Source organism: Steroidobacter sp. (genome assembly GCF_036402275.1).
GTDB lineage: Bacteria > Pseudomonadota > Gammaproteobacteria > Steroidobacterales > Steroidobacteraceae > Steroidobacter.
In genome coordinates, this window is the sequence record NZ_DASWTF010000029.1 from 175,278 (window position 1) to 188,175 (window position 12,898).

Genomic DNA, 12,898 nt, shown 5'->3' on the forward strand with positions numbered 1-12,898 from the left:
CCTGCCTCAAAAGTATCAGTGCGGCGTTATGCCGATTCTTTCGGACCGCCCTTGTCCGCAATCTGCACGCGGAAGCCCGAGCGCAGCTGCGGGTAGTAATCCCAGATAGCCAGGTGCTGCGTGCAGCGGTTGTCCCAGAACGCCACCGAATGCGGCTCCCAGCGGAAGCGCACCTGGAAGTAGGCGTTCTCACAATGATGGAACAGGAACTGCAGGATCGCCGCGCTTTCCGCTTCCGGCACTTCGTTGATGCGCGCCGTGAAGCCTTTGTTCACGAACAGGACCTTGCGGCCCGTCACCGGATGCGTGCGAATCACGGGATGAACCGCGACGGGGAACTTGCCGTCGGGATTGAAACGACCGAACGCGAGTTTGCCGTCGTGAGTCGCGGTCAGGCCTTCGAGATAAGCCTTCATGCGATCCGACAGCGCCTCATATGCGGCGTACATGCTCGCAAACACCGTGTCGCCACCCATCGTCGGCAGCGTATGCAAATACAGGATGCTGCCCATCGGCGGAATCGTCGCGCACGACATGTCGGTGTGCCATTCCTCACCCGCCACGTGCTTTGAATTCGCATCCGCCTGCAGCTTACGAACTTCCGGATGATCCGGCAGGCCCTGCAGCGCATGGATCTGCAACTCGCCGAAGCACTGACCGACACGCTTCAGCGACGGCGGATCGAGACGCTGGTCGCGGAAGAAAATCACCTGATGATCGGCGATGGCCTGGTGCAGGTCGGCGATCTGCTGCTCGGAGAGCGGCTGAGCGAGATCGATGCCCGAGATGATGGCTCCGATGGTCGGCGTGAGCCGGTCGGCCTTGATGGTTTGGTAGCTTTGGCTGGGCGGAACGGCTGGCTTCGGATTGGCGGCCATAAAAATCTCGAGCTGCAAAAGGGACGATTTATTTACGACGCAAGTTTGTCGGTGCGGGGCGCAGAGTCTGCAACGGCGGCGTCGCGGGCTCGCACGAGATCGAGCGCGACGTCGGTAATCATGTCTTCCTGGCCGCCGACCATGCGGCGACGGCCGAGCTCGACCAGGATGGTTCGAGTGTCGAGGCCATACATCGCCGCGGCCTTTTCCGCGTGGCGCAGGAACGAGGAATAAACGCCGGCATAGCCGAGCGTCAACGTTTCGCGATCGACCCGCACCGGACGGTCCTGCAGCGGGCGAACCAAGTCCTCGGCGGCGTCCATCAGCTTGAACAGATCGCAGCCATGCTGCCATCCGTACACATCGGCAGCGGCGATGAACACTTCCAACGGCGCATTGCCCGCGCCCGCGCCCATGCCGGCGAGGCTGGCGTCGACGCGAATCGCGCCGTTCTTTACAGCGAGAATGGAGTTCGCAACGCCCAAGCTCAAGTTGTGATGCGCGTGAATGCCCCGCTGAGTTTCAGGCTTCAGCACGCGATCGTAAGCTTGGAACCGCGCGGCCGTGTCATCCATCGTCATCGCGCCGCCGGAGTCGGTGACATACACGCAGTGCGCGCCATAACTTTCCATGAGCTTCGCCTGAGCGGCGAGCTGCTCGGGCGGAATCATGTGGCTCATCATCAGAAAGCCAGACACATCCATGCCCAGCTTGCGTGCGTAGTCGATGTGCTGTTGAGAAACATCGGCCTCGGTGCAGTGAGTCGCGATTCGAACCGAGCGCACGCCCAGATCGAAGGCGTGCCGCAAATCATGCACGGTGCCGATGCCGGGGAGCAGGAGCGTCGTGAGCTTCGCATGCTTGATGACGCTCGCGACAGCTTCGATCCATTCCCAATCGGTGTGCTTGCCGAAGCCGTAGTTGAACGACGAGCCGGCGAGGCCGTCGCCGTGCGCGACTTCGATGGCGTCGACGCGCGCTTCGTCCAGCGCTCGGGCAATCGTCTTGACGTGATCGATGCCGTACTGATGGCGAATGGCGTGCATGCCATCGCGCAATGTCACATCTTGTATGTAAAGCTTGCTGGTCGGGCTCATGCGGCGATCTCCTCACGGAGATTGAGCGCCACGCGCTCGGCAGTGCGCAGCGCGGCGGAGGTCATGATATCGAGATTTCCGGCATATGCCGGCAGGTAATGCGCGGCGCCTTCAATTTCCAGGAAGACGCTGACTTTGAGTCCGACGAAGTCGGCGGCCACGTCCGGCAGCTTGATGCCTGGACCGACGCGTTCGAACTGCACGCGTTGTTTCAGACGATAGCCCGGAACGTAGCTCTGCACTTCGGTGACCATGGCCTGCACCGCGGCTTCGATGGCGCTTTCATCGGCGAGCGCCGTGAGGCAGTACACCGTGTCGCGCATGACCAGCGGAGGCTCGGCGGGGTTCAGCACGATAATGGCCTTACCGTGCCGCGCCCCGCCTACCTGTTCGATGGCTCGTGCCGTGGTCTCAGTGAACTCATCAATGTTTGCTCGCGTGCCGGGGCCGGCGGAGCGGCTGGCGATGGATGCGACGATCTCCGCATACAACACCGGTGCGACTTTGCCGACCGCCGCGACGATCGGAATCGTGGCCTGACCGCCGCAAGTCACCATGTTCAGGTTCGCTGCGCTGAGATGCTGCTCGCCATTGACCGGCGGAATGACGAACGGACCGATCGCGGCGGGAGTCAGATCGATCAATGTTTTGCCGTGAGCGCGAAGCACGGTGTCGTGATGTTTGTGCGCGCCGGCGGACGTAGCGTCGAAGACGATGCGCACGTCTTTGAACTCCGGCATCGCCAGGAATCCGTCGATGCCAGCCGAAGTCGTCGCGACTCCCAGCCGGTTGGCGCGCGCCAAGCCTTCAGATTGCGGATCCACACCCACCATGGCGGCCATGCGCAGTGTGCGGCTGTTGCGCAGGACCTTGATCATCAGGTCCGTGCCGATGTTGCCTGAGCCGATGATCGCTACTGGGACGCGGTCTGAGGTGGCCATGGCTGTCTTCCGGGTGAAGGGAGGGCATTAAGGTAGTATGATCATACAATATTATCAAATACACCTCGGGACCGCCCGGGGCCGCGAGGCTGGCGATGCGACGTAATCCGCAGCTGGGCATGATCGGGTTTGGCGCCATCGGGCGCGAGGTCATGACGGCGCTTTCCAAACTGGGCGAGACCTCGACCATGAAGGCGGTACTCGTCCGGCCCGGGCGCGATGCGCCCAACGCAGTTCATGAGATCGGGGCCCTGATCGAGACGCGCCCGCAGGTCGTACTGGAATGCGCAGGCCATGCCGCGGTCAAGGAATTCGCCGCGCCGCTGCTGCGTGCTGGAATCGACGTGATCATCTCGTCAGTGGGAGTGCTCGCCGACGACGATGTCAGAACTCAGTTGCTCGATGCGGAACGAGGCGGCGGGCGAGCTTTGCTGCCCGCGGGAGCAATCGCGGGGCTCGACGGGTTACTGGCGGCGAGGCTCGCGGGCTTAGATGAGGTGACCTACACATCTTTCAAACCGCCGCATGCCTGGCGCGGCACGGCCGCCGAACAGGTGCTGGATCTAAACCATTCGGAGCCCGAGCGCGAATTCTTTGCCGGCTCGGCGCGCGAGGCGGCGCTTGCCTATCCCAAGAACGTCAATGTGGGCGTGACCATCGCCCTGGTGGGGTTGGGAATGGATGCAACCCGCGTGAAGCTGGTGTCGTCGCGCAACGTCACCGATCCGCTCGGGCGCATCGAGGCCAGTGGCGCGTTCGGACATTTCCGCTTCGATATTTTCGCGCGTGCAGCCGCGGATAATCCGAAAACTTCGGCTCTGACAGCGTACAGTATCCTGCAATGTGCCCGCCTTGGCGGCGCTTTGCCCATAGCGGGGTTGTGCCAGCGACGGACGCCAGCATCTCCATGATTTTTGCCGTGAGTTCGGCGCACGCGCGGTGTTTCTTTTAGCGCCGCGCAGCTCGCGTAAAATGAGCGGCAAGCAAGCTTGAGGAAAGACCTTGGAATACCAGGATCTACGAATCGTTGAAAATCCGACGCTGGTGCGCGAGCACGCGCTGGACAAACTTCGCAACGCCATCAGTCGTGGCTTGTATCCACCGGGCATGAGGCTGGTGGAACGTGAGCTGTGCGAGGCGCTGGGCGTCAGCCGCACGTCCGTGCGCGAGGCTTTGCGTCAGCTGCAGGCCGAGAACCTGATCGAAGTCGGCAAGCGTCGCAATATCACTGTCGCGGTGGTCTCCGCCAAGGACGCCGAAGACATTTATCTCATGCGCGAAATGCTCGAGACGTTGGCGGTGAAACGGTTCGTGGCGCTGGCCGATGAGAATGCCATCAAGAAGCTGGTGCGCATCCACAAGGACCTGCGCAAGGTGCTCAACAAGGGCGACGTGCGCGAGCTGGCCATCATGGCCGGCGAGTTCTACGAGACCATCCTGAACGGCTCGGGCAGCAAGGTAATTGCCGACATGGCGCGCCAGTTGCTGACGCGAGTGAACTACCTGCGCATGCGGTCGATGGCTGAGCCGCACCGTCTGGAAGACGGCATGCACGAGTGGGATCGTTTGATCGAGGCCATCGTCGAGCGCAATGCCAATGCCGCGGCCAAGGCGATGGGCGAGCATCTCGCGAACGCCCGTCGGGCAATCGTGGCCAAACTCCAGCAGGAAGAAGAGCAGGCCGCCGCCGCTGTGCCAGAGCGAGCTGCCGCTACGCGGCGCTCGGGCTAAGAAGGTTGGTGGCGCAGCGCTCCCCTTAGCGCTGCCTCGCTCGGCCGAATTTAACATTCGGCGTTGCTGCAGAAACGTCCCGGGCGGCAGCGAAGAGCTTCCGTACCCGGCGGCGACGTATGATTCTATGTTTGTCATACAAAGTCACGCCGGCTACACTCTTTGCCATCGTCAGCGGAAGCTTGATTCATGGCCAAAGATCGGGGCGCGGAGCGGGTCATCATTGCCGGTGCGGGGCCCATCGGGGCCATCCTGGCTTACGCGCTCAGGCAGCGTGACATCCCTGTCCTGCTGATCGAGGCGCTGGCTGCGCCGGAGATAGATTGCCGCGCGGCCTCGTGTCATCCGCCCACGGTAGCGATGCTCGATGAGTTGGGCCTGCTCGAGGATGGCCTCGATCAGGGGTTGGTCTCTCCTGTCTTCAACTATCTCGACCGCGTCACGGGCGAACTGATCGGGCGCTTCGACATCGGGGCGATGCGCGACCGGCCGGCGCATCCTTATGTGCTGCAGTGGGAGCAGTACAAGATCGTCGGCACGGTGTTGAAGCGTCTGGAAAATGATCCAGACGCCGAGATCCGCATGTCGACGCGCGTGGTTGCGATCGCGCAGGATGCGGATAAGGTTGATGTGACGGTCACTCTCCCCGACGGCAGCAGTGATGTTTTCTCCGGGCGCTATCTCGTCGGATGCGATGGCGGCCGTAGCACCATTCGCAAGCTCGCGGATATCGAATTCGAAGGTTTCACCTGGCCCGAGCGTTTCCTGAAAATTGATACGCGCTTCGATTTCTTCGGCCTGCGCCCCGAGCTCAGCAATCGCAACTACTTCTCCGATCCAGACGAGTGGCTCAACTTATTCAAAGCCCGCGGCGCAAGCGGCGAGGGCATGTGGCGAGCGGTGAGCCCGACGTTGCCGGAACAAACTGACGAAGAGCTGCTCTCGCCCGATGCGGTCGAAGCGCGCCTGCAGAAGTTCTGTCCGAAGCCCGGTCGTTATGAAATTGCGACCATCGCCCTCTACAAAGTCCATCAGCGTGTCGCCGCCACATTCAACCGCGGCCGCGTGCTGCTCGCGGGCGATTCCGCACACGTGAATAACCCGGTCGGCGGCATGGGTATGAACGGCGGCATTCACGACGCGATCAACCTCGCCGACAAGCTGAAACAAATCTGGTTCGAAGGCGCCGACGCACAGCCGCTACTCGATCGCTACACGCGGCAGCGTCGTAAGGCGCAGGTCGACTACGTGCAGGCGCAGAGCATTCAGAACAAACAGACGCTTGGTGAGAAGGATCCAGCCGAGCGCAAACGTAAGCTGGACGGTATCCGTCGCCAGTCCGCCGATCCCGAATTGCACGATGCTTTCATCCGCCGCGCCTGTCTGATCGACAGTCTGCGCGACGCTAACGCTACTCTTTAAAGGACCGCGCCATGGCCATCGCCCGCCATCCTCGTCCGCCCGAACTGGTCGGAGTTCCGCTGGAGCAGATCATCGAGCGTTACGTCGCGCGCTTCGCCGATCGCGTGGCGGACTGGAACGCTTTTTCGGATGCAAACATCGACGGCTATCGACGCGCCCAGCATCGCTTCGTGGGCGCCGGCGCGTCGGGCAAGCATGACGACAGCAAGGTCGTGCCGGCCGGTAACTTCACGCTGTCCATCATGTTGGTGCCGCCCGGTCAGGGCAACGCGCCGCATACGCATGAAGTCGAGGAAGTATTTTTCGTCCTGCAGGGCCGTTGCGTCGTGTTCATCGAAGACGAAGACGGTCGTCGCGTGAGCAAGGAGTTGCAGCCGTGGGAAATGATTTCCTGTCCGCCGGGCGTCATTCATGGCTATGTGAATGAGACCGACGAGCCCGTGTATCTGCAGGTGGTGCTGGGTCGCGGACGACCCGAGACCGCGGGCTTTGTCGATCAGAAACTGTTCGAGAATCGTGACGCGCATTTGACGCGTAAGTGATGTTCACCACCCGCCCGGAAATTCGCGGCACGTTCGGCGTCGTTGCCTCGACGCACTGGATCGCGTCCGGTGTGGGCATGGCCATGCTCGAGCGCGGTGGGAACGCGTTCGATGCGGCGGTTGCCATCGGCTTCGTGCTGCAAATCGTCGAGCCGCACCTGTGCGGGCCCGCGGGCGAGGTGCCGATCATTTTTAGATCGGCGCGCGATGAGAAACCGACAGTGCTGTGTGGCCAGGGTGTAGCGCCTGCCGCCGCGACGATCGAGCGCATGCGCGAGATGAATCTCGACATGGTGCCGGGCTCAGGTCTGATCGCCGCGGTTGTTCCTGGATCGTTCGATGCATGGATGACGCTCCTGCGCGATCACGGCAGCATGCGGCTGTCCGATGTGCTGGAGCCTGCGATTCATTACGCGGAAGCAGGACATCCGTTGTTACCTGGAGTGTCGCGCGCCATTGCTGATGTCGCCGATGCATTCCGGAAGGAGTGGCCGACATCGGCGCCGGTCTGGCTGCCGAATAATGAAGTGCCCGCGCCAAACCAGCTGTTCAGTAATCCAACGCTAGCGGCAACGTGGCGACGAATTCTCAGCGAGTCGGGCACCGGCACTCGCGAACAACAGATCGAGCGCGCGCGTACGGTGTGGTCGAGTGGATTCGTCGCGGAGGCCATCGATCGTTTCTGCCAAACGCAGGAACTCATGGATGCGAGCGGTCACCGCCACAAAGGTCTGCTCACGGGCGACGACATGGCGCGCTGGCAGGCGACGTACGAGTCGCCACAAACATTCCGTTACGGCGATTGGAACTTCAGCAAGACCGGTCCGTGGGGGCAGGGACCGGTTTTGCTGCAAGCACTCTCGCTCCTCGCCGGCTTCGACCTTGCGAAGATGCCGGCGAGCGAGCCGGAGTTTGCGCACGTCGTGTTGGAAGCGCTCAAGCTCGCGTTCGCCGATCGCGAGGCGTATTACGGCGATCCGAACTTCACGCGAGTGCCGCTCGATGTGTTGTTGAGCGAAAGCTACGTGGCCGAGCGTCGCAAGCTGATCGGTCAGGACGCATCGCTGGAGTTGCGTCCCGGAGTGTTGCCGGGATTCGAAGCGCAGGTCGAGAAGACCTTGAGCACGTTGCGCATCGCTACCAATGAAAGCGGCGGGCTCGGTGTCGGAGAGCCCACGATGATGCATTTGAAGCCCACGCTGAAGCCGGGCGACACCGTGCACTTCGACGTGATCGATCGCTTCGGCAACATGGTCTCCGCGACGCCGTCGGGCGGATGGCCGCAATCGTCACCCACGATTCCAGAGCTTGGATTCGCGCTGAATACGCGCGCGCAGATGTTTTGGTTGGAGCCTGGGTTGCCTGGCAGTCTGGCCCCAGGCAAACGCCCACGCACGACGCTTACGCCCACGCTGGCGGTGCGCGATGACGGGTTGTCACTTATCTGCGGTACGCCGGGCGGCGATCAGCAGGATCAGTGGCAGCTCATCCTGCTGCTTCGTTACATCCACCACGGACTGAATCTGCAGCAGGCCATCGACGCGCCGTTGTTTCACAGCGTTCACTTCCCGGCGTCGTTCTATCCGCGCGAAGCGCTGTTGGGTACGGCAGTGCTCGAAGAGAGCTGCGGTGAGAACGTCATCGCGGAGCTACGTCGTCGTGGCCACAAGGTGAAGGTCGCGCCGGAGTGGTCGGCAGGCCGACTCACTGCGGCCGCGCGAGGAACAGATGGAATATTGCGCGCTGCCGCCACGCCGCGGTTGATGCAGGCGTATGCCGTGGGTCGCTAGCTCGCGATAATTATAGGCACCTCGCCGCCGCAGGCGGCGAACGTGCGCTCAGCTTTTCTGCAGCAAATAAACTTTGCCGTCGGCGATTTCGATTGGCCAGGTGCGCAGCGCCTGTTTGCACGGCAAGCTCTTGGCCTTGCCCGAGCAAACATCGAAGCTGCCACCGTGCAGCGGACAGAACACGATGTTTCCTTGCAGTCGCCCCTCGGACAGCGACGCAATCGCGTGAGTGCACTCGTCGTCGACCGCGTAGACCTTGCCGTCGACGTTGCACACCAGGATGGGGTCGAGCCCCTCGAGCTGGACTTTCAACATGCCGCCGGGCGCAACGTCGCCCGCCTCGCAAAGAAGGCGTCGGTCAACACGAATCATGACGGCGGGTTCGCAGCTCACTGAAGCAACCTGAAAAGAACTTGTTGTAGTATTGTCATACAAAGTTCTCGCGGTCAACCGGTGTGTGCACCCGGGCGCGAACTGACGCCATTCCGCGCCCTGGGCGGGCGGGTCCGGGCTGATTCAGCAGTGGATTTGCGCTTGCCGAGACGGACTTAGCCGCCGGGCTGGAACCGCTCGGCGCGGATCGCTTTGGAAGCGACTCCGTGCGCCGTCAGAGCCTTACGCGCGGCGTCGACCATGGGCGGCGGGCCACAAAGATAGCAGACGGTCTCGGCATCGAAGTCTTCACGCTGAAGCAGCGACACAGCAGTGCCACTGCGCAAGGTGCCGTCTGCGCCTTCCATGACGGCGATGCGTACTTCGAGCTCCGGCATCGCCGCCGCGAGCGCCGCTAGCTCTTGTTCGTAAAACAATTCCTGTCGCCGTGTACAGCCAAAGCACAAGAGTGCCGGCCGTGCGCGGCCGCGCAGTGACCGGATCATCGACAACACCGGAGCCAGTCCCGTGCCGCCGGCAACGAACACATGACGACGCGCGCGATCATCCAGGCCGAATGATCCAAGCGGCACCTGCAGTTTCACGCGATCGCCGACTTTCGCGATTTCCTGCACCCAGCGCGACATCTTGCCGTCGGGCACGAGCCGGATCATCAGCTCGATCAGCGGTAATTCAGCGGCAGTACTGGCAATTGAATAGGCCCGCGCTTCGCCGACGCCCGGTGCCGCCAGGCGCACATACTGGCCACTCTGGAAAGCGAGCCCATCGGCGCGGTCGAGCTTCAACGTGAGCAACGCGACCGAAGGCGCAGCCCGGCGCAACTCGACGATCTGCGCCGAATGCTTGGCAGGCATGGAGGCTGGAGCGTTCAGCGAATAAGGCAGTTCGAACGCCGCGTCCGAGCTCAACCGAGTGAGGCACGCCGGCCGCAAGCCTTCCGCTAATTCGTCCGCATTGACGGGGACCTGGTGCGTCGAATCGACGACAGTGGTCCCATCCACGCACTGGACCACGCAGCTGCCACAGCTGCCCGTGCAACAGTCATAACGGACGGGCGCGTCGACGGCGAGCGCGCTCTCGAGCAGGGTTTGTCCGGCCTCCACCGAGACGGTGAGCTCCGCGCCATCCTGAAAAATCAATCGCGCCCGATGCATTAAGTAACCCGCCGTGCCCCGTCCGACCGACATGGCCGTATTGCATGATTATCATACAATCATATAACGTTGCCCCAGCAAGAGGGCGAACCCATGGATTCGAGAGTCGGCGAAACCGCGCAAGCTTTGTTGGACGCCTATAGCGGCGCGCCGCTGCCTCCCATTCGCAGTCGATTCGAGGCGGGCGACACGCGCGTGGCCTATGCCGTCCAACAGGCCCAGGTGTTGCACTGGATCGAGAAGGGCCGTCGGCCGGTGGGCCGCAAGATCGGGCTCACGTCCCCGGCCGTTCAGAAACAGTTGGGTGTGGCCGAGCCGGATTTCGGCCAACTGTTCGCGGACATGGTGTACGGCACGGGCGAGACCATTCCGGTGTCACGCCTGCAACAGCCGCGCATCGAGGCCGAGATCGCTCTGATCTTGTCGCGTGACTTGGACATGACGCACGCGACGATTGCCGATGTGATCGCTTCGGTCAGCTGCGTGTTGCCGGCGCTTGAAGTGGTGGGCAGTCGCATCGCCGATTGGAAGATCGACATCGTCGACACCATCGCGGACAACGCGTCGTCAGGAGTGCTCGTGCTCGGCGGACCTGCGCAACGCCTTGAAGGTCTGGACCTGGTGAATTGCGCGATGACGATGACGCTGAATGGCAAGACGGTATCGACCGGTTACGGTCGCGATTGTCTCGGCGGTCCGCTGAATGCAGCCGTGTGGCTCGCGCGACGTTCGCTCGAACTGGGTCGGCCGCTGAAGCAAGGCGAGCTGGTGATGACCGGCGCGCTCGGACCGATGGTGTCGATACAGGCAGGCGACGTAGTGCAGGCGACCATCGCCGGCATCGGCCAGGTCGGCGTGCAGTTCGCTTGAATCGCGATCGGCCAGGTCTGGATCGACCAGAGTTTTTGTTTCGAGGATGCAGTGAACCATGAGTGATGACGCGCAAACCCCGGAGGGCGTCCGCCCCGAAGTTGCCGCAGCGGTGGGCGACTGGCGCGCCTATGTGGAAGCCAAGATGGGCTTCCGCAACCACTGGTATCCGGTGCGCTTTTCCAACGAGCTGGTCGAAGGTCAGCTCATCACCGTGCAGGTGCTCGGCGAAAAGCTGCTGCTGAAACGCATCGACGGCAAGGTGTACGCGATTCGCGATCGTTGTCTGCACCGTGGCGTGCCGCTGTCGCGCAAGCCCGATTGTTACACCAAGGACACGATCACCTGCTGGTATCACGGTTACACGTATCGTTTCCAGACCGGCGAGCTGGTGAACATTCTCGCCGTGCCCGACAGCCGCCTGATCGGCCGTCGCAAGATCATGAGCTTCCCGGTGCAGGAGGCGAAAGGATTGATCTTCGTGTTCATCGGCGATCTCGATCCGACGCCGCCGCTCAGCCAGGACGTACCGCCGGGCTTCCTCGATGACGACGTGATGATTCTGGGCAAGCATCGCGTCGTGAATTCCAACTGGCGTCTGGGTGCCGAGAATGGTTTCGACGCGCTCCACATCTTCATTCACAAAGACACGACGCTGCGTCACTTCCGCACGTTCAACTTCCCCATCGGCCATACGCCGCTGCCGGGCGCGGTGAAAGTGGTGGAAGATGCCGAAGGTCCGAAAGGTGTCATCGACGACTTCGCTCAACACAAGCCGATTTGGGATGGCGAGATCGACGGTCGCGTGGTCGTGCGCGGTCCGCGCTCTCAGCAGGTGCAGGGCACATCGGCGTCGGTGGGTACGTCGATCTGGCTGCCGGGCGTACTGAAAGTCGAATCGTTTCCGATGCCGGGGCTGACGCAGTTCGAGTGGTACGTGCCGCTCGACGGCAAGACTCATCTGTATGTACAGACCATCGGCCAGAAAGTGCAGACCGACGAGGATCGCGCTGAGTTTGCCAACAATTTCGAATCCATTTACAAGCCGCACGGCCTCGACGGTTTCAACGCCGACGACATCTGGGCGCGCGAAGTGACGGAGCCGTTCTATGCGGACGACTACGGCTGGGTGGACGAAATGTTGTGCGAGCCGGATACGACGATTCTGGCGTGGCGCAAGCTCGCCAGCCGCGCGAATCGCGGAATTCAGACTCCTCAAGACCTGCGCTGATTTCTCGAGCCATGACCAGCATGACCGAATTCGCTTCGCATTTCGTCGACACCAATGGCATTCGCACGCACTACCTCGAAGCGGGCAAGGGCCCGACGTTGGTGCTCATGCATGGCGGCGGCGCAGGCGCCGACGCCTATGGCAACTGGCGCGAATGCATTCCCGTGTTCGCCAAAAAGTTTCGTGTGATCGCGCCAGACATTGTGGGCTTCGGTCGTAGCGACAAGCCTTCGCCGGACAGCTACACGTACGATCAGCCGGGTCGCAATCGTCAGCTCGTGACCTTGCTCGATGTGCTCAACATCGATAAAGCCTTCCTGGTCGGCAACTCCATGGGCGGCGCGACTTGCATCGGCGCGACGCTGCAGCGTCCCGAGCGGGTGGAAAAGCTGGTGTTGATGGGCAGCGCCGGTCTGCCGATTCCGGAGAAGCCCTCGCCGCAGTTGCTGCACAACTTGAACTACGACTTCACGGTCGACGGCATGCGACGCGTGATCGCCGGTCTCACGTCGCCGAGTTACACGCCGCCGGAAGAGCTGGTCCAGTATCGTTACAACCTGACTGAAGAGCCCGGCGCCAAGGCTGCGCTCGCGGCCGTGAACGCGGAGACGCGCAAGGGCACGTTGAATTTTCCGGAAGATGAGCTGCGCAAAATCAAACAACCCGTGCTCGTGGTCAACGGCAAGGAAGACGGTGTGTCGACGCTGGCGCGCGCCTATCGTTTCCTGGAGCTGTTCGAGAACAGCTGGGGCTACATCGTGCCCCACTGCGGTCACTGGGCCATGATCGAGCACACCGCGGATTTCTGCAGCGCCGTCGAACGTTTCCTCACTCAGCCGGTGAAGTGAC

At 62.1% G+C, this 12,898-nt stretch carries 13 protein-coding genes; 8 read left to right on the forward strand and 5 right to left on the reverse strand.

The window, feature by feature from the left end; all coding sequences use genetic code 11:
- Positions 1-26 precede the first annotated feature (26 nt).
- The 3 genes from VGD45_RS14235 to VGD45_RS14245 are packed head-to-tail and all read right to left on the reverse strand — an operon-like array spanning position 27 to position 2,916.
- Positions 27-878: a TauD/TfdA dioxygenase family protein gene (locus VGD45_RS14235; protein ID WP_331155983.1), complete on the reverse strand. Its 852-nt coding sequence runs from the start codon at positions 876-878 to the stop codon at positions 27-29.
- A gap of 32 nt (positions 879-910) precedes the next feature.
- Positions 911-1,975: a 4-hydroxy-2-oxovalerate aldolase gene (dmpG, locus tag VGD45_RS14240; protein WP_331155984.1), complete on the reverse strand. Its 1,065-nt coding sequence runs from the start codon at positions 1,973-1,975 to the stop codon at positions 911-913.
- Positions 1,972-2,916 (reverse strand): acetaldehyde dehydrogenase (acetylating), encoded by a 945-nt coding sequence (locus VGD45_RS14245; RefSeq protein ID WP_331155985.1) that lies wholly within the window; start codon positions 2,914-2,916, stop codon positions 1,972-1,974. The genes dmpG and VGD45_RS14245 overlap by 4 nt, the downstream gene beginning before the upstream one ends.
- A gap of 95 nt (positions 2,917-3,011) precedes the next feature.
- On the opposite strand from VGD45_RS14245, the gene VGD45_RS14250 reads away from it, so the two are divergent.
- The 5 genes from VGD45_RS14250 (at position 3,012) to VGD45_RS14270 (ending at position 8,401) form a co-directional block, all read left to right on the forward strand.
- On the forward strand, positions 3,012-3,827 hold the full coding sequence (locus VGD45_RS14250; RefSeq protein ID WP_331155986.1) for an aspartate dehydrogenase: 816 nt from the start codon (positions 3,012-3,014) through the stop codon (positions 3,825-3,827).
- 91 nt (positions 3,828-3,918) lie between these two features.
- Positions 3,919-4,647: a GntR family transcriptional regulator gene (locus VGD45_RS14255; protein ID WP_331155987.1), complete on the forward strand. Its 729-nt coding sequence runs from the start codon at positions 3,919-3,921 to the stop codon at positions 4,645-4,647.
- Positions 4,648-4,836: 189 nt separating this feature from the next.
- Positions 4,837-6,069 (forward strand): NAD(P)/FAD-dependent oxidoreductase, encoded by a 1,233-nt coding sequence (locus VGD45_RS14260; RefSeq protein ID WP_331155988.1) that lies wholly within the window; start codon positions 4,837-4,839, stop codon positions 6,067-6,069.
- Positions 6,070-6,080: 11 nt separating this feature from the next.
- A complete protein-coding gene (locus VGD45_RS14265; RefSeq protein WP_331155989.1) occupies positions 6,081-6,611 on the forward strand; it encodes a cupin domain-containing protein in 531 nt (176 codons plus the stop codon).
- Positions 6,611-8,401 (forward strand): gamma-glutamyltransferase family protein, encoded by a 1,791-nt coding sequence (locus VGD45_RS14270; RefSeq protein WP_331155990.1) that lies wholly within the window; start codon positions 6,611-6,613, stop codon positions 8,399-8,401. Before VGD45_RS14265 ends, VGD45_RS14270 begins: the two co-directional genes overlap by 1 nt.
- A gap of 48 nt (positions 8,402-8,449) precedes the next feature.
- Here VGD45_RS14270 and VGD45_RS14275 read toward each other — a convergent pair whose 3' ends face one another.
- Both VGD45_RS14275 and VGD45_RS14280 read right to left on the reverse strand, forming a co-directional pair.
- Entirely contained in the window at positions 8,450-8,773 is a 324-nt protein-coding gene (locus VGD45_RS14275) for a non-heme iron oxygenase ferredoxin subunit (protein WP_331155991.1), read from the reverse strand.
- A 176-nt stretch (positions 8,774-8,949) separates the two neighbouring features.
- Entirely contained in the window at positions 8,950-9,981 is a 1,032-nt protein-coding gene (locus VGD45_RS14280) for a 2Fe-2S iron-sulfur cluster binding domain-containing protein (RefSeq protein ID WP_331155992.1), read from the reverse strand.
- Positions 9,982-10,041: 60 nt separating this feature from the next.
- Between VGD45_RS14280 and VGD45_RS14285 the strand changes: the two genes are divergently transcribed.
- The 3 genes from VGD45_RS14285 to VGD45_RS14295 are packed head-to-tail and all read left to right on the forward strand — an operon-like array spanning position 10,042 to position 12,897.
- Positions 10,042-10,818, forward strand: coding sequence for a 2-keto-4-pentenoate hydratase (locus VGD45_RS14285; RefSeq protein ID WP_331155993.1), 777 nt, complete (start codon positions 10,042-10,044; stop codon positions 10,816-10,818).
- Between the two features lie 58 nt (positions 10,819-10,876).
- On the forward strand, positions 10,877-12,049 hold the full coding sequence (locus VGD45_RS14290) for a Rieske 2Fe-2S domain-containing protein (RefSeq protein WP_331155994.1): 1,173 nt from the start codon (positions 10,877-10,879) through the stop codon (positions 12,047-12,049).
- 20 nt (positions 12,050-12,069) lie between these two features.
- On the forward strand, positions 12,070-12,897 hold the full coding sequence (locus VGD45_RS14295; protein ID WP_331155995.1) for an alpha/beta hydrolase: 828 nt from the start codon (positions 12,070-12,072) through the stop codon (positions 12,895-12,897).
- The last annotated feature ends 1 nt before the right edge of the window (position 12,898 follow it).

Bases quoted from the DNA above. Each gene is read 5' to 3' on its own strand.
- VGD45_RS14235 (WP_331155983.1), bottom strand. From the start codon at position 878: ATGGCCGCCAATCCGAAGCCAGCCGTTCCGCCCAGCCAAAGCTACCAA.
- dmpG (WP_331155984.1), bottom strand. From the start codon at position 1,975: ATGAGCCCGACCAGCAAGCTTTACATACAAGATGTGACATTGCGCGAT.
- VGD45_RS14245 (WP_331155985.1), bottom strand. From the start codon at position 2,916: ATGGCCACCTCAGACCGCGTCCCAGTAGCGATCATCGGCTCAGGCAAC.
- VGD45_RS14250 (WP_331155986.1), top strand. From the start codon at position 3,012: ATGCGACGTAATCCGCAGCTGGGCATGATCGGGTTTGGCGCCATCGGG.
- VGD45_RS14260 (WP_331155988.1), top strand. From the start codon at position 4,837: ATGGCCAAAGATCGGGGCGCGGAGCGGGTCATCATTGCCGGTGCGGGG.
- VGD45_RS14265 (WP_331155989.1), top strand. From the start codon at position 6,081: ATGGCCATCGCCCGCCATCCTCGTCCGCCCGAACTGGTCGGAGTTCCG.
- VGD45_RS14270 (WP_331155990.1), top strand. From the start codon at position 6,611: ATGTTCACCACCCGCCCGGAAATTCGCGGCACGTTCGGCGTCGTTGCC.
- VGD45_RS14275 (WP_331155991.1), bottom strand. From the start codon at position 8,773: ATGATTCGTGTTGACCGACGCCTTCTTTGCGAGGCGGGCGACGTTGCG.
- VGD45_RS14280 (WP_331155992.1), bottom strand. From the start codon at position 9,981: ATGTCGGTCGGACGGGGCACGGCGGGTTACTTAATGCATCGGGCGCGA.
- VGD45_RS14285 (WP_331155993.1), top strand. From the start codon at position 10,042: ATGGATTCGAGAGTCGGCGAAACCGCGCAAGCTTTGTTGGACGCCTAT.
- VGD45_RS14290 (WP_331155994.1), top strand. From the start codon at position 10,877: ATGAGTGATGACGCGCAAACCCCGGAGGGCGTCCGCCCCGAAGTTGCC.
- VGD45_RS14295 (WP_331155995.1), top strand. From the start codon at position 12,070: ATGACCGAATTCGCTTCGCATTTCGTCGACACCAATGGCATTCGCACG.